Origin of the sequence: Xanthomonas sp. NCPPB 2922 (genome assembly GCF_041520885.1) — a bacterium.
In the GTDB taxonomy this organism is placed as follows: Bacteria; Pseudomonadota; Gammaproteobacteria; order Xanthomonadales; family Xanthomonadaceae; genus Xanthomonas; species Xanthomonas campestris.
In genome coordinates this window covers 142,305-164,265 of sequence record NZ_JBGOFY010000001.1, presented here as the reverse complement: position 1 = coordinate 164,265, position 21,961 = coordinate 142,305, and the positions used below count along the sequence as shown (strand labels likewise).

General features: G+C 65.0%; 15 protein-coding genes and 2 other RNA genes. 12 read left to right on the top strand and 5 right to left on the bottom strand.

Going from position 1 to position 21,961, the window contains the following annotated elements; all coding sequences use genetic code 11:
* Window positions 1–54 precede the first annotated feature (54 nt).
* Entirely contained in the window at window positions 55–1,386 is a 1,332-nt protein-coding gene (locus ACD584_RS00665; protein WP_372357272.1) for a DNA topoisomerase IB, read from the bottom strand.
* Between the two features lie 80 nt (window positions 1,387–1,466).
* On the opposite strand from ACD584_RS00665, the gene ACD584_RS00660 reads away from it, so the two are divergent.
* The 5 genes from ACD584_RS00660 to ACD584_RS00640 all read left to right on the top strand — a co-directional run bounded on the left by ACD584_RS00660 (window position 1,467) and on the right by ACD584_RS00640 (window position 9,088).
* The gene (locus ACD584_RS00660) at window positions 1,467–1,847 is read left to right on the top strand and encodes an I78 family peptidase inhibitor (protein WP_012436878.1); all 381 of its coding nucleotides are present in this window, start codon (window positions 1,467–1,469) and stop codon (window positions 1,845–1,847) included.
* A gap of 202 nt (window positions 1,848–2,049) precedes the next feature.
* Window positions 2,050–6,522, top strand: a complete 4,473-nt coding sequence (gene gltB / locus ACD584_RS00655; RefSeq protein WP_076037564.1) for a glutamate synthase large subunit — start codon at window positions 2,050–2,052, stop codon at window positions 6,520–6,522.
* A gap of 121 nt (window positions 6,523–6,643) precedes the next feature.
* Window positions 6,644–8,125: an FAD-dependent oxidoreductase gene (locus tag ACD584_RS00650; protein WP_076037565.1), complete on the top strand. Its 1,482-nt coding sequence runs from the start codon at window positions 6,644–6,646 to the stop codon at window positions 8,123–8,125.
* A gap of 14 nt (window positions 8,126–8,139) precedes the next feature.
* Window positions 8,140–8,493: a hypothetical protein gene (locus ACD584_RS00645; protein ID WP_076037566.1), complete on the top strand. Its 354-nt coding sequence runs from the start codon at window positions 8,140–8,142 to the stop codon at window positions 8,491–8,493.
* Window positions 8,494–8,572: 79 nt separating this feature from the next.
* Complete coding sequence (locus ACD584_RS00640; protein WP_228437957.1) at window positions 8,573–9,088, top strand: hypothetical protein; 516 nt, start codon at window positions 8,573–8,575, stop codon at window positions 9,086–9,088.
* Between the two features lie 160 nt (window positions 9,089–9,248).
* On the opposite strand, the gene ACD584_RS00635 is transcribed toward ACD584_RS00640, so the two are convergent.
* Window positions 9,249–10,307 (bottom strand): NAD(P)-dependent alcohol dehydrogenase, encoded by a 1,059-nt coding sequence (locus tag ACD584_RS00635; protein ID WP_076037567.1) that lies wholly within the window; start codon window positions 10,305–10,307, stop codon window positions 9,249–9,251.
* 313 nt (window positions 10,308–10,620) lie between these two features.
* On the opposite strand from ACD584_RS00635, the gene ACD584_RS00630 reads away from it, so the two are divergent.
* The 5 genes from ACD584_RS00630 to ACD584_RS00610 all read left to right on the top strand — a co-directional run bounded on the left by ACD584_RS00630 (window position 10,621) and on the right by ACD584_RS00610 (window position 15,879).
* Window positions 10,621–11,685, top strand: a complete 1,065-nt coding sequence (locus ACD584_RS00630; protein ID WP_070689158.1) for a glycoside hydrolase family 5 protein — start codon at window positions 10,621–10,623, stop codon at window positions 11,683–11,685.
* Between the two features lie 626 nt (window positions 11,686–12,311).
* Window positions 12,312–13,364, top strand: a complete 1,053-nt coding sequence (locus tag ACD584_RS00625; protein WP_076037568.1) for a glycoside hydrolase family 5 protein — start codon at window positions 12,312–12,314, stop codon at window positions 13,362–13,364.
* A 438-nt stretch (window positions 13,365–13,802) separates the two neighbouring features.
* Complete coding sequence (locus ACD584_RS00620) at window positions 13,803–14,822, top strand: glycoside hydrolase family 5 protein (RefSeq protein ID WP_175611893.1); 1,020 nt, start codon at window positions 13,803–13,805, stop codon at window positions 14,820–14,822.
* A gap of 418 nt (window positions 14,823–15,240) precedes the next feature.
* The gene (locus ACD584_RS00615; RefSeq protein ID WP_070689155.1) at window positions 15,241–15,687 is read left to right on the top strand and encodes a PepSY domain-containing protein; all 447 of its coding nucleotides are present in this window, start codon (window positions 15,241–15,243) and stop codon (window positions 15,685–15,687) included.
* Between the two features lie 117 nt (window positions 15,688–15,804).
* Window positions 15,805–15,879, top strand: a non-coding RNA gene (locus tag ACD584_RS00610) — sX9 sRNA.
* 171 nt (window positions 15,880–16,050) lie between these two features.
* On the opposite strand, the gene ACD584_RS00605 is transcribed toward ACD584_RS00610, so the two are convergent.
* Together ACD584_RS00605 and ACD584_RS00600 are read right to left on the bottom strand one after the other, a co-directional pair.
* A complete protein-coding gene (locus tag ACD584_RS00605; protein ID WP_076037570.1) occupies window positions 16,051–17,835 on the bottom strand; it encodes a M28 family metallopeptidase in 1,785 nt (594 codons plus the stop codon).
* Between the two features lie 58 nt (window positions 17,836–17,893).
* On the bottom strand, window positions 17,894–18,550 hold the full coding sequence (locus ACD584_RS00600; protein ID WP_070689153.1) for a hypothetical protein: 657 nt from the start codon (window positions 18,548–18,550) through the stop codon (window positions 17,894–17,896).
* A gap of 98 nt (window positions 18,551–18,648) precedes the next feature.
* On the opposite strand from ACD584_RS00600, the gene ACD584_RS00595 reads away from it, so the two are divergent.
* On the top strand, window positions 18,649–19,938 hold the full coding sequence (locus ACD584_RS00595) for a murein hydrolase activator EnvC (protein WP_175611766.1): 1,290 nt from the start codon (window positions 18,649–18,651) through the stop codon (window positions 19,936–19,938).
* 25 nt (window positions 19,939–19,963) lie between these two features.
* On the opposite strand, the gene ACD584_RS00590 is transcribed toward ACD584_RS00595, so the two are convergent.
* A non-coding RNA gene (locus tag ACD584_RS00590) (sX9 sRNA) lies at window positions 19,964–20,038 on the bottom strand.
* A gap of 301 nt (window positions 20,039–20,339) precedes the next feature.
* On the opposite strand from ACD584_RS00590, the gene ACD584_RS00585 reads away from it, so the two are divergent.
* Window positions 20,340–21,827, top strand: coding sequence for a S41 family peptidase (locus tag ACD584_RS00585; protein ID WP_014505948.1), 1,488 nt, complete (start codon window positions 20,340–20,342; stop codon window positions 21,825–21,827).
* Window positions 21,828–21,961 lie beyond the last annotated feature (134 nt).

The following is a 21,961-nucleotide window of genomic DNA, read 5'->3' as shown; positions in this document are numbered from 1 at the left end:
CCGAAGCAACGCACACCGCCATCGCCTCGGCACCACGCCAGGACACGCGCCGCATCACGCCGCCTTGCGTACGCCAGCCTTCGCGGTGGTCGGCCGCTTGATGGCACGCTTGCTCGCGCGCTTGGCTGGCTTGACCGATGTGGCCGAGGACTTCGCCGCTTTCACCACCTTGCGCACCTTGGCGCGCGAGGCGCTCAAGAACCGCAGCGTGGCCGCTTCCCACTGCCGTTCGCCGCGTACACCGGTGGCCAGGGTCTGCAACTCGCCAGCGCGCCAGCCTTCGAACACGCAGGGGTCGATGTAGGCCTTGCGGCAGACCGACGGCGTGTTGCCCAGTGCATCGGCCACCTCGCGGATGACATCGTTCTGCACCTGCTTGAGCGCCCGCTCGCTGCTGCGCTCGGGCAAGGGCAGCCGCGCCAGGCGCTGCAACGCCGCCAGCGTGCCGCCCCAGGTGCGGAAATCCTTTGCGGTGAAGTCCTCGCCCATCGCCTCGCGCAGATAGTCGTTGACCTCGCCCGAATCCACCGGCTGCAGCTGGCCGTCATCATCCTTGTACTGAAACAGCGACTGCCCCGGCAGCTGCTGGCATTCGCGGATCAGTTTGACCAGGTGCTTGTCGTCGACTTCGATCTCATGTTCCTGGCCACTCTTGCCGCGGAACTTGAGCCGCGCGCGGCCGCCTTTCAGAAATTCCATGTGCCGGTTGCGCAGCGTGGTCAGCCCGTAGGAGCGATTGCTGCGCGCGTATTCGGCATTGCCCACACGCACCAGCGTGTCAGCCAGCAACGCCACCACGATGGCCAGTACCTTTTCACGCGGGAAGCCCGGCAGCAGCAGATCGCGGCGCAGCCGGCGGCGCAACTTCGGCAGTGCTTCGCCGAAGGCGATCACGCGCTCGAACTTGCCTTCGCCCCGCACCTGCGCCCAATCGGCGTGGTAGCGGTATTGCTTGCGCCGGCGCGCATCGCGGCCAGTGGCCTGCAGATGGCCGTTGGGCTTGGCGCAGATCCACACTTCGGTATACGCCGGCGGAATGGCCAACGCGCGGATCCGCTGCAGGGTGTCGGCATCGGTCACCCGCTGCCCGTCCGCGTCCCGGTAGCTGAAGCTCTTGCCAGCCTTGCGGCGGCTGATGCCCGGCTGCTGGTCGTTGACATAGACCAGGCCGGCCGCGCGCGCGGTGGCCTTGGCCTGAGCCACCGCGGCAGCGGTGGTGACGGCGGCGGTGGCGGCCACCGCAGTGGTGGCGACGGTGGCCAGCTTGCCCGCGGTGCTGGCAGCGACGGCGGCATTGCGAAGAACACGGTTGGCTTTCATTGCGCACACATCGGAAGGCTGGCGCCGATTGTTGGGCCGGGCCGGACTAGGCCGCGTCAACGTCATGGCAACGCAGCGTGCGCAAGCAATGCCTGCGGCGGCGTTTGTGCTTATGCTTGGGCCATCCCCCTGTGCTGGAGTCATCGATGAGGTTTGTCCTGCCTACCGCCCGCCTGGCCTGCACGCTGGTTGTGCTGGCCGCACTCAGCGCCTGTAACAAGCCGCAACCGGACGAGCAGGAAGCCGTCTCCGCCAAGGCGCAGCAAGCCGCCGAACAGGCCTCCGCCCCGGCACCGGCTGCCGCACCGGACGCACCGCCCATCGGCACCTGCGATGCCACCCAGGTGCAATCGCTGGTGGGTCAGCCCTTGACCGAAACCGTGAGCGAACAAGCCCGCAACGACGCCGGTGCCAAGGCAGTGCGTGTGCTCAAACCCGGCCAGATGACCACGATGGAGTTCAACGGCGAACGGCTCAATCTGGAAGTGGACGCCAAGAACATGATCACCTCGGTCCGCTGCGGCTGAGCACGCAGCAGGCCTGGCGCTCCCATCGGCCGCCAAGCCTGCTGGCACAAGGGATTCAGGCCGCTCTCGTTGCAGCTGTAACGGTGTATTGCGGCACCGCATCAACTGTGTTTTAGTCGATGATCCGGTGATCTCCTGCACCGCTCCATGGTCGAGCGGTGCAACGTCGTCGCCGTTTTTCCCGGATCGCAAAGAGGCAGACATGGCCCCCCGCACTCGCCAAGGGCTCGACGACTACGGTCTCTACAACAGCGCGCGCGACGAACGCGACGCCTGTGGTTTTGGCATGGTCGCGCAGTTGGACGACCAGCCTTCCCGTTCGCTGGTCGATACCGCGATCGCTGCGCTGTCGCGCATGACCCACCGTGGCGGCGTGGCCGCCGACGGGCTCACCGGCGATGGCTGCGGCCTGCTGATCCGCAAACCCGACGCCTTCCTGCGCGGGCTGGCCCGCGACGCCGGTATCACGCTGGGCACGCGCTATGCGGCCGGCGTGGTGTTCCTGCCGCTGGACGAGGCCGATGCGGCGCGCTGTCGCAGCGAGCTGGAAACCCAGCTGCAGATTGCCGGCGTGCAGTTCCGCGGCTGGCGCGTGGTGCCCACCGATGACAGCGTGTGCGGCCAACTGGCCCGCGACACCCTGCCGCGCATCGAACAGGTGTTTGTCGATGCCGGCGCCGAGCAGACCGAAGACGGCTTCACCCTGGCGCTGTTTCTGGCGCGCCGCCGCGCCGAGCAGGCCTTGCGCGAGGTGGACAACTTCTACGTCACCACGCTGTCGCCCAATGGCATCAGCTACAAGGGCATGGTGCTGCCGGACAAGCTGAGCACGTTCTACCCGGACCTGCAGCGCAGCGATCTGTCGTCCAGCGCGATTGTCTTTCACCAACGTTTTTCCACCAACACGCTGCCGCGCTGGCCGCTGGCGCATCCGTTCCGCCTGCTCGCCCATAACGGCGAAATCAACACCATCGAAGGCAACCGGCGCTGGGCGCAGGCGCGTAGCAAGGTGTGGCAGACGCCGCGCTTTGACATCGCCGAGTTCGACCCGGTGATCTCCATGCACGGCTCCGATTCGCAGAGCCTGGACAACATGCTGGAGCTGCTGATTGCCGGTGGCATGGACCTGCTGCAGGCGCTGCGCATCCTGGTGCCGCCGGCGACCCAGTCGCTGGAGTTCAAGGACGCCGATCTGGCTGCGTTCTACGAGTTCTACGGCCTCAACACCGAGCCGTGGGACGGCCCGGCCGGCATCGTGGCCTGCGACAGCCGTTATGCGGCCTGCATGCTCGACCGCAACGGCCTGCGCCCGGCGCGCTGGATGCTGACCTCCGACCGCCATTTCCTGGTGGCTTCCGAGGCCGGCGTGTGGGAATTGCCCGCCGAGCGCATCACCCGCAAGGGCAAGCTGGGCCCGGGCGAGATGATGGCGATCGATCTCAAGCGCGGCGACCTGCTGGACTCGGACGCCATCGACCGCATCAACCGCGCGCGCGCACCGTACAAGCAATGGCTGCAGCAGGGCGTGACCTACCTGCAGACCGAGTTGATCGACCCGTCGCTGGTGGAAGAACCCTTCAGCGAGCAGACCCTGCGCAGCTATCACAAGCTGTTCCAGCTCAGCACCGAGGAAGTGGAGCAGATCCTGCGCCCGCTGGCCGAGACCGAGCAGGAAGCCACCGGCTCGATGGGCGACGACACCCCGATGGCAGTGCTCAGCCGCCAGACCCGGCCGCTGTACGACTACTTCCGCCAGGCGTTCGCGCAGGTCACCAACCCGCCGATCGACCCGCTGCGCGAAGGCATCGCGATGTCGCTCACCACCCAGCTCGGCAAGGAGACCAACATCTTCCATGCCGGCACGGAGACGGTGAACCACGTCATCCTGAATTCGCCGGTGCTCAGCCAGCGCAAGCTGCGCCAGCTGCTGAAGATGGAGCAGTACGTCGCGCGCAATCGGCTGATCGACCTGTCCTACAGCGTGGAAGAAGGCCTGAAGGCCGGCCTGGAACGCATCTGCCAGGAAGTGGAAGCCGCCGCCCGCGATGGCGCGGTGATGCTGCTGCTGTCCGACCGGTACCCGGTGCCGGACCGCCCGATGGCGCATGCGTTGCTGGCCACCGGCGCGGTGCATCACCACCTGTGCAAGGTGGGCCTGCGCTGCGACGTCAACCTGATCATCGAAACCGGCACCGCGCGCGACCCGCACCACATGGCGTGCCTGCTCGGCTTCGGCGCCACCGCGGTGTACCCGTACCTGGCCTACCAGACCCTGTTCGACCTGGGCCGGCGCGGCATCCTGCAACTGAGCAAGGGCGGCGAGCAATCGCAGATCGGCCGCCGCTACCGCAAGGGCATCTACAAGGGCCTGTCCAAGATCATCTCCAAGATGGGCATCTGCACCATCGCCAGCTACCGCGGCGCGCAGTTGTTCGAGATCGTCGGGCTGGACCCGGACGTGGTGGAGCTGTGCTTTGCCGAAACGCCGGCGCGCATCGGTGGGGTGAGCCTGTCGCGGCTGGATACCGAAGCACGCGAACTCACCGCACGCGCCTGGAACGACCAGCTCAAGCCGGAAGTGGGCGGCCTGCTCAAGTACGTGCACGGCGGCGAGTACCACATGTACAACCCGGACGTGGTCATGACGCTGCAGCGCGCCACCCGCACCGGCGATGCCGGCGATTGGCAGAAATACGTGGATGCGGTGCATTCGCGCCCGGCCTCCACGCTGCGCGATCTGGTGCAGCTCAAGCGTGCCGACACCCCGACGCCGCTGGACGAGGTCGCGCCGGCCGCCGATGTGCTGCGCCGGTTCGACACCGCCGCGATCAGCCTGGGCGCGTTGTCGCCGGAAGCCCACGAAGCACTCGCCATCGCGATGAACCGCCTGGGCGGGCGCAGCAATTCCGGCGAAGGCGGCGAAGACCCCGCCCGCTACGGCACCGAGAAGCGCTCCAAGATCAAGCAGGTGGCCTCCGGCCGTTTCGGCGTGACCCCGGAATACCTGGTCAACGCCGAGGTGCTGCAGATCAAGGTCGCGCAGGGCGCCAAGCCCGGCGAAGGCGGCCAGCTGCCCGGCCACAAGGTCAACGAGCTGATCGCCCGGCTGCGCTACGCCAAGCCCGGCATCGGCCTGATCAGCCCGCCGCCTCATCACGACATCTATTCGATCGAAGACCTGGCCCAGCTGATCTATGACCTCAAGCAGGTCAATCCGACCGCACTGGTATCGGTGAAGCTGGTGGCGCATGCCGGCGTCGGCACCATTGCCGCCGGCGTGGTCAAGGCCGGCGCCGATCTGATCACCGTGTCCGGCCATGACGGCGGCACCGGCGCCAGCCCGGTCAGCTCGATCCGTTACGCCGGCGTGCCGTGGGAGCTGGGCGTCGCCGAGTCGCACCAGGCGCTGGTGGCCAACGACCTGCGCGACCGCACCATCCTGCAGACCGACGGCGGCCTGAAGACCGGCCTGGACGTGGTCAAGGCTGCGTTGCTGGGCGCCGACAGCTTCGGCTTCGGCACCGCGCCGATGATCGTGCTGGGCTGCAAGTACCTGCGCATCTGCCACCTCAACAACTGCGCCACCGGCGTGGCCACCCAGGACGAGCGCCTGCGTGCGAACTACTTCACCGGCCTGCCCGAACGCGTGGAGCATTTCTTCCGCCTGCTGGCCGAAGAGGTGCGTCAGTGGCTGTCGTACCTGGGCGTGCATTCGCTGGACGAGATTGTCGGCCGCACCGACCTGCTGGAACAGCTCGAGGTCTCACCGCGTCCGGGCGTCAAGGTCGATCTGTCACGCCTGCTCACCCATGCGCAGTACGAAGGCAGCCATTGCGCGGCCCAGCGCCTGTACGAATCACCGGACAGCCTGGCCACGCAGATGGACGGCCTGCTCGCCGATGCGATCGCCAACAAGCGCGGCGGCGACCACCGCTTCCTGATCCACAACACCGACCGCTCGATCGGCGCGCGCCTGTCCGGCACCATTGCGCGGGCGCACGGCAACCACGGCATGAGCGATGCGCCGTTGAACCTGCGCTTCCGCGGCACCGCCGGGCAAAGCTTCGGCGCGTTCAATGCCGGCGGCCTGCAGCTGGAGCTGGAAGGCGAAGCCAACGACTACGTCGGCAAGGGCATGGCCGGCGGCCGGCTGGTGGTGCGCCCACCACGCGGCGCACGCTTTGAAGCGCGCAATACGCCGATCGTGGGCAACACCTGCCTGTATGGCGCCACCGGCGGCGAGCTGTTCGCAGCCGGCCGCGCGGGCGAGCGCTTTGCGGTGCGTAACTCCGGCGCACTGGCGGTGGTGGAAGGCGCCGGCGACCACTGCTGCGAATACATGACCGACGGCGTGGTGCTGGTGCTGGGCAAGGTGGGCCTGAACTTCGGCGCCGGCTTCACCGGCGGCCTGGCCTACGTGCTGGATATCGAACGCGACTTCGTAGACCGCTACAACCACGAGTTGATCGACATCCACCGCGTCTCCGCCGAAGGTTTCGAAAACCATCGCCAGCACCTGCACACCCTGATCAGCCGCCACCGCGAGCTGACCGGCAGCATCTGGGCGCAGCAAATCCTCGACGAGTTCCGCGACTACATCGGCAAGTTCTGGCTGGTCAAACCCAAGGCCGCCAGCATTGAGTCGTTGACCGAGTCGCTCAGGCGGGCGGCGTAGCCGCCGCCGGGAATAGGGAATCGGGACTCGGGAATCGTAAAACTGGTTCCCCGCCCCTCTTCCCGTTCGTCGCGACCCGCTGTTCCGATTCCCCATTCCCCATTCCCGATTCCCAGCCCCTATGAGCCGCAAGCAAGCCTTCCAATTCCTTGACCTGCCGCGGACCATGCCCACGCGCATCCCGGTGGAGCTGCGTACGTCCGGTGACTGGGGCGAGTTGTACGGCAAGTTCGACAAGGCCGACGCGCAGTACCAGTCCGGCCGCTGTCTGGATTGCGGCAACCCGTATTGCAGCTGGAAGTGCCCGGTGCACAACGCCATTCCGCAGTGGCTGCAGCTGGTGCAGGAAGATCGCATCATCGAGGCCGCCGCGCTGTGCCATTCCACCAACCCGCTGCCGGAAGTGTGCGGGCGGGTGTGTCCGCAGGACCGCCTGTGCGAAGGCAGCTGCACGCTGGAGGAATTCGGCGCGGTCACCATCGGCGCGGTGGAAAAGTACATCGTCGATACCGCCTTCAGCATGGGCTGGCGCCCGGACCTGGGCAACGTGCAGCCCAGCGGCCACCGCGTGGCCGTGGTCGGTGCTGGCCCGGCAGGCCTGTCCTGCGCGGACCGCCTGGTGCGCGCCGGCATCGAAGCGGTGGTGTATGACCGCTACGAACAGATCGGCGGGCTGCTGCAGTTCGGCATCCCCAGCTTCAAGCTGGACAAGTCGGTGATCGGCAAGCGCCGCGAGATCCTGGAAGGCATGGGCGTGCAGTTCCGCCTAGGCGTGGAGATCGGCAAGGACGTCAGCATCGAACAGTTGCTCGGCGAATACGACGCCGTGTTCCTGGGCACCGGCGCGTACCGCTACACCGACGGCGGGCTGGACGGCCAGGATCTGAAGAACGTGCTGCCGGCGTTGCCCTTCCTGGTGCAGAACAGCCGCATCGTCAGCGGCAACGACCCGCACGGCCGGCCGATCGCCGGCTGGGAAGACCAGATCACCCTGCCCGACCTCAACGGCAAGCGCGTGGTGGTACTGGGCGGCGGCGACACCGGCATGGACTGCGTGCGCAGCGCTATCCGCCTGGGCGCGGCCAAAGTCACCTGTGCCTACCGCCGCGACGAATCCAGCATGCCCGGCTCGGCGCGCGAAGTGGCCAACGCGCGCGAAGAAGGCGTGCGCTTCCTGTTCAACCGCCAGCCGCTGTCGATCGAGTCCGGCGCCGACGACGAAGCCATCGGCGTGACCGTGGTGGAAACCAAACTCGGCGAGCCCGACGCCAGCGGCCGCCGCAACGCGGTGCCGGTGGAAGGCAGCGAATCGCTACTGGAAGCGGACGTGGTGATCATCGCGTTCGGCTTCTCGCCGACGGTGCCGGAGTGGCTGTCTGCGCAAGGCGTGGAAGCCGGCAGCAACGGCCGCATCGTCGCCCCGGCCGAGGGCAACGGCCGCCTGCCCTACCAGACCAGCAACCCCCGCCTGTTCGCCGGTGGCGACTGCGTGCGCGGCGCCGACCTGGTGGTTACCGCCGTGGCCGAAGGCCGCGATGCGGCCGGCAGCATCGTGCAGCTGCTGGATGTGAAAGCGCAGGTCAAGGAGCCGGCTGCGGCGTGAGAGACGCTGGCCCCATGCTCAGGTCACTCGTTACCTGTTTACTGATCTTGACAGCCAGTAGCGCTGCTGCAGCGCCGGCCGCCACATGCCAAGAATCGGACAATCTGCGGTTTGATGGCTTGCCTCTTTCCATCGTGCAAATGGAGCAGATTGGTGTCACGTACGCCGCTAAAAATACAAAGGCACCGCAAGTGCCATTTGCTTATGGCAACAAAGATTGGTTGTGGCTCAAGAAGCAGTACCGCTCTGGTGATTATTTCGTGGCTTATGAACAGCTTTGGCCGGTAAGTGGGAAGCCATTCGCCTGGGGTTATGCACTTGTTCGAGGACAATGTGTACTTGGCGTGCTGAACACTCGAACTTCGTAGGCCGATCCAGTAATGCTATTCAATAGGCTTGCACAGCTTGAATGCTGCAGGCGCGCCTGCTCCCATAAAGGCTCTTGACATGACCATTGCTGTTTATATCGACAGCTGCGCGTGGAACTATCTTCATGAGAAGGCGATAGATCTCCTACGTGAGCTTCCCCCTGACACGTATGCACTATACCTAACCCGAGAGGTGGAAATCGAACTTGAGGCAATCCCAGACGGCGAAAAAAAGCAAACGCTCAAGGCTTACATCAAATCTAGTCTTGAGAGGTCGTCCATAAAGACAACTTCGAGATTCGGCTTTCAAACCCATGGAATTGATGGCGTACTTTCAAAGGTCCAGGTTTATGGGGGATTTGGCCAGGGAACGTTTCAGTCTGCTACAGATCGCGCATTTTATGCGTCACCTGAGATCAAATCCCAGGTGGTTGGCAAAAAACCACGTAAGAGCGGACTGAGTGCCAATCAAGCTGATGCATCTTTGGCCGCCCGCTCATTTGGAGCCTTCGTACTGACCACTGATAAAAATAAGGGACCCTTAAAACGGCTTCAGAACTTGGTGGAAAGATTGTCTATCTCACTGCCGAAGTAGAAAAAAGTGGGTTCACGCTAGGCCAATACATGGCATCGCTGCAGCAGGCCATATGAGTAGATTTAACGTGTAGCCCATCCTTCAAGCGGCGCTATGTTCATATGCCACGGCCTGCGTCCGACGGACGCAAGCAGTGGTATTAGGCTAACGCAATCGCGACTCAGGCCGCCTTATCCAGCGTCGCCATATCGATCACGAAGCGGTACTTCACGTCGCTCTTGAGCATTCGCTCGTAGGCCTCGTTGATCTGGTCGGCGCGGATGGTTTCGATGTCGGAGACGATGTTGTGCTTGGCGCAGAAATCGAGCATTTCCTGGGTCTGGCGGATGCCGCCGATCAGCGAACCGGCCAGCGTGCGGCGCTTCATCACCAGGTTGAACACCGCCGGTGACGGATGCGAATGTTCGGGCACGCCCACCAGCACCATCGCGCCGTCGCGCTTGAGCGCATTGAGGAACGGGTCCAGGTTGTGCGGCGCAGCCACGGTGTTGAGGATGAAATCCAGGGTGTTGTACTGCGCCGCCATCTGCGCCTCGTCCTTGGAAATTACCACTTCGCTGGCGCCCAGGCGCAGCGCATCGGCGCGCTTGCTTTCGGAGGTGGTGAACAGCACCACGGTGGCGCCCATGGCCTTGGCGATCTTCACCGCCATGTGGCCCAGGCCACCCAGGCCGACCACGCCCACCTTCTGCCCCGGGCCAACCTTCCAATGCGCCAGTGGCGAATAGGTGGTGATGCCGGCGCACAACAACGGGGCCACGGCGGCCAGGTTGTCGCTGTGGGAAATGTGCAGCACGTACTTCTGGTCCACCACGATATGGTCGGAGTACCCGCCATAGGTGTTCTCGCCACCGCCAAACATCGGGCCGTTGTAGGTACCGGTGAAGCCCTGTTCGCAATATTGCTCCTCGCCTTCCTGGCAGGAGGCGCAGCTGCGGCAGCTGTCGACCATGCAGCCCACACCGGCCAGGTCACCGACCTTGAAGTTGGTCACCGCGCTGCCGACGGCGGTGACGCGGCCCACGATCTCGTGGCCCGGCACCGAGGGATACACCGTGTTGTGCCATTCGTTGCGGGCGGTGTGCAGGTCCGAGTGGCAGACACCGCAGTAGGCGATGTCGATCTGCACATCGTCGGGACCCGGCGCGCGACGTTCGAAGACGAACGGCGCCAGCGGCTGGTCGGCGGTTTGGGCGGCGTAGGCGTGGGCTTTGCTCATGGGAATACTCCAGGGGACGGAAACGCCGCCCGCGCAGGGCGCAGACAGCAAAAAAGTAGGTGCGTTAGCTTAGGACACCGCTCCGTCGCACTCCTGCGACAGTGCGTCTTGCCAGTCGGCTTGCGAACTCGACCGTGGCGCCAGCATGGCGCTTTGGACGTTCGCGCATCATCAAATCAGCGTTGTCCGCGTGAATGGCGCGCTAACGCTGGGGCCCCTACGCTGACCATCGATGGTGTGGCGCTGCACCATCCTCGCTGGCCGTGCCCTCCCCCTGCGGCCGCCTACGTCGACTGCCGAAGGAGGCTCCCCCATGTTCCCATCTCTCCCCCGCTCCCCCCGTACCCACGCTGCCGCACTCGCGCTGACCCTGCTCGCGTCGTTGCCGTTGGCGCACGCCAAAGAGCCAGACAACGCCCGCGGCGGATTGAAGTACGTAGGCGTCAACATCTCCGGCGCCGAATTCAACTCGCGCAAGAAGCCCGGCACGCTCTACAAGGACTACACCTACCCGGCAGCGGCGGATTTCAGTTATTTCGCCAGCAAGGGTATGAACACCATTCGCTTGCCGTTCCTGTGGGAACGCCTGCAGCCAACTCTCAATGGCGAGCTGGATGCGGCGCAACTGGCGTTGATCAAAAAATCCGTGGCCGCCGCCAAGGCCAACAAGCAGTTCCTGATCCTGGACCTGCACAACTACGCCAAGTACAACGGCAAGCGCATCGGCACCGACGAGGTGCCGCCTGCAGCACTGGCCGATCTGTGGCGCCGCCTGGCGCTGGAGTTCAAGGACGACAAGCAGGTGATCTTCGGGCTGATGAACGAGCCCAATGGCATCTCCTCCACCGACTGGGCCGCGGCCGCACAAGCGGCGATCAACACCATCCGCAAGACCGGCGCGAACAATTTGATTCTGGTGCCTGGCACGGCCTACACCGGCGCGCACAGCTGGCGCAGCACCAGCTACGGCGTCTCCAATGCCAAGGCCCTGCAGATTCTCAAGGACCCGGGCAACAATCTGGCCTTCGAAGCGCATCAATACCTGGACGGCGACTACAGCGGCACCAAGCCCGAATGCACCAGTGCCACGGTGGGTGCGGACAAGTTGCGCGGCTTTACCGACTGGCTACGCGAGAACAAGCAGAAAGGCTTCCTGGGCGAGTTCGGCACGGCCAACAATGCGGTCTGCAACGACGCGCTGAAAGGCATGCTGAGCTACATGGAAAAGAACAGCGACGTGTGGCTGGGCTGGACCTGGTGGGCAGCCGGCGCGTGGTGGAAGCCGGATTACCCGTTCAATGTGCAGCCGGGCAAGGACGGCAGCGAGAAGCCGCAGATGTCGATCCTGAGCGAGCACGCGCGTCGCGCCGGCAAGTAAGCGCCCAAGCACCATGTAGCGAGCAAACGCCAGGCAGGCGCATGCGCGGAGCCGTTGGCGTGGACACTCAGTCCATACCGATGCATCTCCACGCTCGCGCCTGCCTGGCGTCTGCGTCTCTGCTTCCTGGCCGCTTTAGCGCAGCCGAATGCGAGCGCCGCACGCGCGACGTTGGCGGTGTCTGTCACCTGGCACGCCGTTTGTGCGGCGTGTAGGTGGAACTGCCCCGTGCGCGTGCATCGGCTCGCAGCCACATAGGCAACCGTGATCACGCGGGCGCACCGCGGTCGTTGCGGTGTGGCTGCCCGTGCTGCAGTAATCCCCGCATGGCGTTTTTAGCCAGGCAGTTTTTTCGCCACAGGTCTCTTGGCCGATGCGCCACGCGCGCCGTTTCAAGCTGCGCACACGCTTCCATACATGGGCATGAAAACGTGCCTCTGTCGCGGATGCGTCGACCAGATCCTGCCGCCACTGCGAAACACCGCACAGCTTGGAAGAGTGATACCTCGCATCTGTAGTTTCAGTGTGCCGTTGCGCCTAGGGTAGAGACAGATGCGCTGTTGGCCGCGTCGCGCGGCATGACGTTGCGGGCAGCGTATCTCCCCCGCAACTGCAAGGAACACCCCATGTCTGCCTCCCCCTCCTGGCCACGCCAGCTGCTGCGCTGCGCGTTGGTCATGCTCTGCATCGCCACGATGTCCATCGCACAGGCGCAAAGCCCCAATCGTCTGAAATACGCAGGCGTCAACATCTCCGGTGCGGAGATCCAGTCGTCCAAGAAACCGGGCGTGCTCAATATCGACTACCGCTATCCAACCGCGTCCGAGTACAGGTACTTCGCGGGCAAGCAAATGAACATCGTGCGCCTGCCGATCCTGTGGGAGCGCATGCAGCCCAAAGCTCAAGGTCCGCTGGATCAGGCACAACTGGCATTGCTGAAGCAGGCAGTGGCCAACGCCAAGGCCGCCAATCAATACCTGATTATCGATGTGCACAACTACGCCAAGTACTACGGCCAGAAGATTGGCAGTAAGCCGGTGCCGGTGCGCACGTTCACCGATCTCTGGCGCCGTCTGGCCATCGCGTTCAAGAGCGACAACGCGGTGATCTTCGGGCTGATGAACGAGCCGTACGACATCTCGCCAGAGAGTTGGGCCGCCGCCGCGCAGGCGTCCATCGACAGCATTCGTGCCACCGGTGCCACCAACCTGATTCTGGTGCCCGGTGCATTGTGGTCGGGCGCACACAGCTGGTATTCCACCGTGGCCGGGCAGTCCAATGCAGTGGCGCTTGCGAATATCCGCGACCCATTGAATCGCTATGCGATCGAAGTCCATCAATACCTGGATACCGACTCCAGCGGCACCAGTGCCGGTTGTGTGAGCCGCACGATCGGTGCGGAGCGCTTGCGCAGTTTCACCGGCTGGCTGCGCGCGCAAGGCAAGCGCGGTTTTCTTGGCGAATTCGGCACCGCCAATAACGCAACCTGCAATGCGGCGCTGGACGGCATGCTCGGTTATCTCGAAACCAACCACGATGTGTGGATCGGTTGGACGTTCTGGGCGGCAGGCGCGTGGTGGAACACCAGCTATCCGTTCAATGTGCAGCCCGATGCGCAAGGCCGCGACAAGCCGCAGATGAAAACCTTGAGCGCACGCGCGCATCGCGTCACCCGATAACGGGCATCGATCAGTTCGCTTGTGTACAACTGCAGCAGCCGACGCACGCAGTAGACCTGTACTGCTGGTGCGTCGGTTGCATGCGTAGCCGGAGATTTGGCGTCACGCTTTCGTCGCTTAGCAAATCGCATGTCGAGATGTCGTCGCGGTCGCGTCACACGTGAAAGCGCAGTCTCCCTTGAAAGCAGGCACAACCGCACGATCCCGGTGCCAGCTCCTCCCACGCCGCATAAAGTGCAGGCCACAACGCAGTTTGTTTGTGAGCCCCTGCGCACATCATCTTTAACCACCGCGCGATGCGCGGCTGGCACGCGTGATGCATTGAACGGGCAGATGCAGCGTAACGAACGTCGATCGCACGCCATGGGGCTGCGATGCATCTTTTCCGTCGTCGAAGGAGTGGTTTCCATGTCGTGTTCTCTGTGGTTGCGCAGGCTAATGTCCTGCGCGGTGTTCTTCCTGCTGCTCGGTGTTCTGCCGATGGGCCATGCACAAACGCGTGCACTCAAGTACGCCGGCGTCAATTTGGCGGGTGCGGAATTTGCGTCATCGAAAAAACCTGGCGTCCTCAACAAGGACTACATGTATCCCGCCAGCACCGATTACAGCTATTTCGCTGGGACCGGAATGAACGTGATTCGCCTGCCGATCCTGTGGGAACGTCTGCAACCTGCCGCACGCGGCGAGCTGGATTCGGCGCAGCTGGCACTGGTGCAGCAAGCGGTGGCACGCGCCAAGGCATCGGGCATGTATCTGGTGCTGGATATCCACAACTACAGCAAGTACTACGGTTATAAAGTGGGTGGGCCGGAAGTGCCGCTCGCCACCTTTGCCGATCTGTGGCGGCGCCTGGCGGTGATCTTCAACAGCGATAACGCCGTGATCTTCGGGCTGATGAATGAGCCCAACAACATCTCTGCCAGCGAATGGGCCGGTGCAGCGCAGGCAGGCATCGATGCGATCCGTGCCACCGGCGCCAACAATCTGATCCTGGTACCGGGCGCGCTGTGGACCGGCGCACACAGCTGGCACGCGCTGACCAGCGATGGGTATTCCAATGCGACCGCGTTGGCATCGATCAGCGACCCGCTCAATCGCTATGCGTTCGAAGTGCATCAGTATCTGGATGCCGATTCCAGCGGCACCTCCAGTGTCTGCGTCAGTGAAACCATCGGCGCCGATCGCCTGCGTGCATTCACCGAATGGCTGCGCACCAACAACAAGCGTGGCTTCCTCGGTGAGTTCGGCACCGCCAACAACGCCGTCTGCAATACCGCGCTACAAGGCATGCTGGCCTACATGGAAAACAACGCCGATGTCTGGCTGGGCTGGACATGGTGGGCAGCGGGCGCATGGTGGAACACCAGCTACGCCTACAACGTGCATCCGAACAAGGACGGCACCGACAAGCCGCAGATGGTCATCCTCTCGCCGCAGGCCGCACGCGCTACACGCTGACACGATGTCGCATGCCCGCCTTGCGTAGGAGCGCCCCGGGGCGCGATGTAGCGTTACCGTTATTGGTAGGGCTTCATCGCGCCCAAGGGCGCTCCTACAGATTTTCTGCCTCAATTGCGACGATGACGTACGTGTAGCTGCCGTGGCAGTCGTGGCAATCGATTACCGTTGGTGCACAGCGGCTCTCCGCTTGCTCGCCCACACAGTCGTGCGTTTTCGCGGTCGACAACCGCGCCGGGCTGCAAAGACCGTTTTTAGCGACCTCATGCGCAGGTGTAAACGTCGCGTGCAGCACGGGTGAACATGCATCTGCGGTTGTCAGCTAACTGAACTTTTGCAATGCATAAGGTCGCTTTTTCACCACGCCGCGATCTACCGACGCCCAGCATGGACGCACTTCACTGCTAGGAGCACTCTAATGGCACAGCGTTTGATGACCACCGCGCTGGTTGGCGCACTTGCTCTCACCGCACACGGTACGTTCGCGCAGGACGCCGCCAAGCCGGCCAAGGCTCTCACTTCCGCCGAAGTCAGCAGCATGTTGACGGCCAAGGGCTACACGAAGGTGCACGACATCAAGTTCGAGCACGGCGTGTGGACGGCCGATGCGCGCAGCGGCGACGGCAAGGATGTGGATGTGCGGATCGACCCGACGACCGGCCGCGTGTATGGCGACCAGACTACCTCCAAGATGAGCGAGGCCGACATTCGTGCAGCGCTCTCCACCAAGGGCTATTCCAAGGTGCATGACCTCAAGTTCGAAGATGGCCTGTGGAAGGCCGATGCCGAACAAAGCGGTGGGCAGAAGGTAGACCTGCACGTCGACCCGGAAGATGGGCACGTGGTGAGCGTGGATAACGATTGATCGCTCCCGCCTAACGCTTGCGCGCAGCGGCCGCGCGGGATGTGCGTTGCGATTTAGAGCAGCTATCAAAACTAGTGCGCAGCCGCCAGGCGGGCGCGGCCGGTGCTTGGAATCGGCATTTACCGACGTACACTCCGGTTCCTCCGCGCCGTCCGCATCCACCTGACGACTGCTCGCGACGTTTTGTCAGCCGCTCTTAAACTCGCCACAAACGAAAGGGCCTCCATGTGGAGGCCCTTTTTTTGTTCGGCGCTAAGTGCTGTCAGACGTTGGACTCAACGTGCCAGCGTTTCGCACTGGTTGTAGCAGACCGCTGCAGCCCCTGTCGCCACGCAGCGCGCGGTCACAGGGGCTAGCCGCAGCTCAGCGCGACGGCGCAGGCGCAGGCTTGGCGTCGTCCTTGGGCGCTGGCGCCGGGGCAGCGGCCGCACCCGGCTTGCCGGCCATCATGCGGTCGCGCGCGGCCTTGAACGGATTGCCCGCATACCAGTTGGGCCACTGCTGATCAGCCGCCACCTGCTTGCCCACGCCATACACCGCCTGCAGGTCCTCGATGGTGCCATCGAGCTTCCAGGTAGCCGCATCGTACTGATCGCCAGGCGCGTGGTAGCGGTTGCGGCCGTAGTCCTCGGCGGCTGCGCGGCCGGCTGCGGTGCCGCCCTCGCGCAGGTCTTCGCCGCCGTCGGCGTACAACGCCGGTACGCCGGCCTTGGCGAAGTTGAAGTGGTCCGAGCGGAAGTACGAGCCGCTCTCCGGCGTGGCCTCACCGTGCAGCGTGCGCCCCTGCATGGCGGCGATCGGCTTGAGGATGTCTTCCAGCTCCGAGCTGCCCATGCCCACCACCGTGACATCGCGTGCGCGCCCGGCCACCGACATCGCATCCAGGTTGATCACCGCGGCGATCTTGTCCAGCGGAAAGCTCGGGTTGGCCACGTAGTACTTCGAACCCAGCAAGCCGGATTCTTCCAGCGTCACCGCCACGAACACCACCGAGCGCGCCGGCTTGGGATCCTGGTGCGCGAAGGCATCGGCGATTTCCAGGATGCCGGCCACGCCGGTGGCGTTGTCCACCGCGCCGTTGTAGATGTTGTCGCCGGTTTCGCCGTCGTGCTTGCCCAGGTGATCCCAGTGCGCCATGTACAGCACCGCCTCGTCGGCATGCGTGCTGCCGGGCAGCACGCCAACCACGTTGCGCGAGGACTTCTGGGCGATCGTGCTCTTCAGGTCCACCGACCAGTTGGCCTTCAACGGCACCGGCTTGAAGCCGCGCTTGCCGGCGTCCTTGTAGGCCTGCGCCAGGTCCAGCCCGGCGTCGGCGAACAGCTGCTTGGCGGTGTCGGCGCTGATCCAGCCTTGCACCGGCAGGCGCGGGTCCGGGTCGTCCTTGGCCGGCAGGTCGTACTGCGGGCCGGACCAGGAATTCTTCACCACGTCCCAGCCATAGCTGGCGCCGGGCGTGTCGTGCACGATCAGCGCGGCGGCCGCACCCTTGCGCGCGGCTTCTTCGAACTTGTAGGTCCAGCGGCCGTAATAGGTCATGCGCTTGCCGTCGAACAACTTGGCGTCGTTGCTGTGGAAGCCCGGGTCGTTGACGAACATCACCACCGTCTTGCCCTTCCAGTCCTGCCCGGCGTAGTCGTTCCACTGCTGCTCCGGCGCATCCACGCCGTAGCCGACAAACACCAGCTCGCTGTTGTCGAGCTTGACCTCGGCCTGGCCGGTGCGCGTGCCCACCACGATGTCGGTGCCGAAGGTGAGCGGGCGGCTCTGCGCACCGCTGCGCAGGCTGGGCGCGGTGGCCGGGTCTGCGGTGGTTTCCACCATCGGCACATCCTGGAACCAGCTGTCGCCATTGCCCGGCTGCAGGCCGATGCGCTGCATCTGGTCGCGGATGTAGGTCACCGTTTTCTCTTCGCCCGGCGTGCCCGGCCCGCGGCCTTCGAAGGCGTCCGAGGCCAGCGTCTTGACCAGCTCGGCAAAGTCGCCGGTGGTCAGTTCCGGCGAGAAGGCGTGGCTGCTGACCGGTGCGCTGGGGGCGCTGTCGGCAGGTGCCTGCGCGCTGGGCGCGCTGGTGGGGTCGGCGGACTCACGCTTGCAGCCCGCCAACGCAACGGCGGCGGCCAGGCACAACACGATCTTGCGGGGCATCGGGACTCCTCGGTGCGGCGGGGGTTCCCGATTCTAGGCGCAGGCGGTGGTGAGCGCGTCAGTCCTCCGGCGCCACATCGCCATCGAAGCTGCGCGCGGTGGCCCCGGTGACCGCGCCGATCTTGGCGCTGCGGTGCACGTACAAGGTGACCTCGCGTTCGAACTTCAGCGGGCCATCGACCACCGCATTCGGGCCGATGATCACGCGCGGCTTGCGGTTCGGCTTGAACGAGAAGCCGAAATTGGGCTTGGTGACCAGGATACCGCCACGCACGTGCGAACCCACGCCCACGGTGATGTCGCCGTTGACGGTCTCGATGCCCTTGCCCAGCTCGGTTTCCACCAGCCCGATGCTGCCGTTGACGGTTTCCACGCCACCGCTGATCTGGCTGCCGCGCTCGGCCAGCACCGAGCCGTTGACGGTTTCCAGATTGCCCGACACCACGACCTTGCTGCCCAGGCGGATGCCGCCGTTGACGGTGGAGACACCGCCGGTGCGGGCGCGCTCGCCGACCTGGATACTGCCATTGACGGTTTCCACGTTCTTGGTCTGCGTCGCGGCGCCGATCTCGATGGAACCGTTGACCGTTTCCAGGTCGCCGTAGGTCTTGCCGGCCTCGGCGCTGATGCGGCCATTGACCTTGCTGATGTCCTCATCGGCCCAGGCGCTGCCGCAGGCCAGGGAGAACACGAGGATCCAATGCGCGTGCTTCATGCTGAACCTCCCGCCGCGGCGGATATCGGTAACGTGGCAGCGATCACACCATGCTTGGCTACAATCGCGCACCTGCCTGAAGTCACTGGAACTTTCGTTTGCCTCCTGCCGCCGCGCCATTGTCGCACCCGACCCGCAGCCCGCCCGCACGCGCATGGCTGGCCGCGGCCGTGTTCGCCTGCACGCTGCTGGCCGGCACCAGCGCCGGGGCGCAGAGCCAGCGCGAGGCCGAGCGCAAGTTGCAGCAATTGCGCGATGAACTGAAAACCATCAGCGCCGACCGCCGCGACCTGGAAGGCAAGCGCGGCACCGCCGCCCAGCAGCTGCGCCAGGCCGATGAAAAAGTCGCCAAGACCGCACGTGCGCTGAGCGAGACCGAAACCGCGCTGCGCACGCACGAACAGAAACTCTCCGAACTGCAGCAGCAGCGCGCGCAGCTGCAGCGTGGCCTGCGCGAGCAACGCGTGCAGTTGGCCGCACTGCTGCGCGCCGCCGACCATGTAGGCCGCAACGCGCCGCTGAAGGTGCTGTTGTCGCAAGACACCGTGGGCGATGCCACGCGCATGCTGGCCGACCACCGCTACGTACAGAACGCACGCGCGCAGCGCATCCAGGGGCTCACCACGCAACTGGAGGCACTGACCCAGGTCGAGCAGCAAATCACCGAGCGGCGCCAGGCGCTGGACGCCGCACGCGCACAACAAAAAGCACAGGCCTCGTCGCTGCTGAAAGACCGCTCGCAGCAGGCCGCCACCGTTGCGCAACTGGACACCAGCTATCAACAGCGCGCCGAGCGCGAGAAAGCCCTGGGCCAGGATGCCAAGGCGCTGGAGCAGTTGCTGGCCAATCTGCGTGCAGCCGCGGCCAAGGCAGAAGCCGAGCGCCGCGCGGCGGCCAAGCGTGCAGCCGCCGAAGCCGCCGCGCAGGCCAAGCGCGGCAAAACCGATCGCCCGGAACGCCCCGGCAAGACACCGCCCAAGGTCGTGGCCAACGCACCGGCGCCAAAGGTCGGTGGCCTGAGTTGGCCGGTGTCGGGCAACCTGCTGGCGCGCTTCAACGCCACGCTGCCGGATGGCCATACCAGCAAGGGCGTGCTGATCGGCGCGCCCAAGGGCAGCACGGTCACCGCGGTGGCCGATGGCACGGTGGTGTTTTCCGACTGGATGACCGGCTACGGCATGATCCTGATCGTGGATCACGGCAACGGCTACATGAGCCTTTACGCGCACAACGACACCTTGCTGCGCGATGCCGGCGCCAGCATCAAGCGTGGCGAGGCCGTGGCCAAGGTCGGCAGTTCGGGCGGGCAGGGTGTGCCGGCGCTGTACTTCGAACTGCGTCGCAACGGCCAGCCAGTGGATCCTTCGAGCTGGCTGCAGCGCCGCTGAGTGCATGGGACGCCGCACTTAGAGCGGCTAACAAAACGTAGCGAGCAGCCGTCAGGTGGGTGCGGACGGCGCGGAGGAACCGGAATGTACGTGGGTACATGCCGATTCCGAGCACTGGCCGCGCCCGCCTGGCGGCTGCGCAGTCGTTTTGATCGCTGCTCTTATCCGGCATCTGCTTGCTGCATCGTGTTGGCGCTCGCATGCCGGCAGTTCACGACACCAGAGTGTCGCTGCGGACTTCCCCCGACGGCAGCACCGCAGCAGGTCTCATCGCGCAGCCTTGCCGGTGCTTCGCCCGCACACCGGCGTTGACGGCGATTCAACGCGGATTTACCGCTGCTTCGCGCATAATCCAGCCAGCGCCGCGCTGTGGGGCGTCTTCTCTCTTTTCGGAGTGCTTCATGCGCGTAGCCGTCCTGTCCGTTGCCCTGTCGCTGGCCCTGTTCGCGTCGCCCGGTTGGGCACAGCAGGCCAGCCCCGCTGCCGCACCGGCCACCGCGGACGACCCGGAAGCCAACGAAGCCGCCGTCTCCAAGGTGCCGCTGGACGAGATCCGCCGCTTCGTGGCCGTGTACAACGCGGTCAAGCAGGCCTACGTAGATCCGGTCGAGGACAAGAAGCTGATGCACGCGGCCGTGCGCGGCCTGCTGTCGGACCTGGATCCGCACAGCACCTACTTCGACAAGGAAGATGCCGAGGCCTTCGACGAACAGGCCACCGGCGCCTATGACGGCATCGGCGTGGAATTGCTGCAGCAGCAGGACAACACGCTCAAGGTGATTGCGCCGATCGACGACACGCCGGCTGCACGCGCCGGGGTCAAGGCGGGCGATGTGATCGTGGCCATCGACGGCAAGCCGATCGACGCCAGCAAGGCAATGGAGCCGCTGCGTGGCGAATCCGGCAGCAAGGTCACGCTGACCATCGTGCGTGACAAGGTCGCCAAACCGTTCGACATCACCCTGCAGCGCGAAACCATTCGCGTGGCCAGCGTGCGCAGCAAGCTGCTCGAACCCGGCTACGGCTACATCCGCATCAGCACCTTCCAGGCCGATACCGGCGCCGACTTCCAGAAGAACCTCAAGCAACTGCAGGCCGGCGGCAAGCTGCGTGGCCTGGTGCTGGATCTGCGCAGCAACCCGGGCGGCCTGCTGACCTCGGCCGTGCAGGTGGCCGACGATCTGCTCGACAAGGGCAACATCGTCAGCACGCGCGGGCGCATCTCCATCAGCGACGCCAAGTTCGACGCAACCCCGGGAGATTTGCTCGGCGGTGCGCCGGTGGTGGTGCTGGTGGACGCCGGCTCGGCAAGCGCGTCGGAAGTGTTGGCCGGCGCGCTGCGCGACAACCAGCGCGCGCGCATCATCGGCAGCCGCACCTTCGGCAAGGGCTCGGTGCAGACCGTGTTGCCGCTGGACAACGGCGACTCGGTCAAGCTCACCACCGCGCGCTATTACACGCCCAGCGGCAAGTCGATCCAGGCCAGCGGCATCGTGCCCGAAGTGATGCTCACCCCCGAACCGCAGCCCGGCGACGCCGACGTGCCGGCCAGCCTCACCGACTTCAGCGAGGCGACCCTACCGGGCCACCTGCGCGGCGATGCGGAAGGTGAGGAGGGCTACAGCGCCGGCGACGTGCTGCCGGGCGATGGCCCGATCAACGAGGCGCTGGCCGAACTCAAGCAACCTGGCTCGGTCGCCAAGGCACAGGCCGCCCGCAAGGCCAAGGCGCAGGCGCAAAAGCCCAAGGCCATCAAGCCAACGCCCGAGCCCAAGCCCGCCGCACCACGCCCGCCCGCCAGCGAGCAGACCACGCCGGCCGAGCCGACGGACAAGGCCAAGCCGGCGGCGCCCGCACCAGCAGCTGTGCCTGCCGAGCCGGTCAAGTAACGCGCAGTGCTGCGGGTGCCACGTGCACCCGCAGTGCGCAGCTGGTGCTGGTGTGCATGCGGGCATCGCACGTCGTGCGTTGTAAGTCGTGCCGCGAAATTACAACCAGCAGTTGTTAGCCACGCATGCGGTGA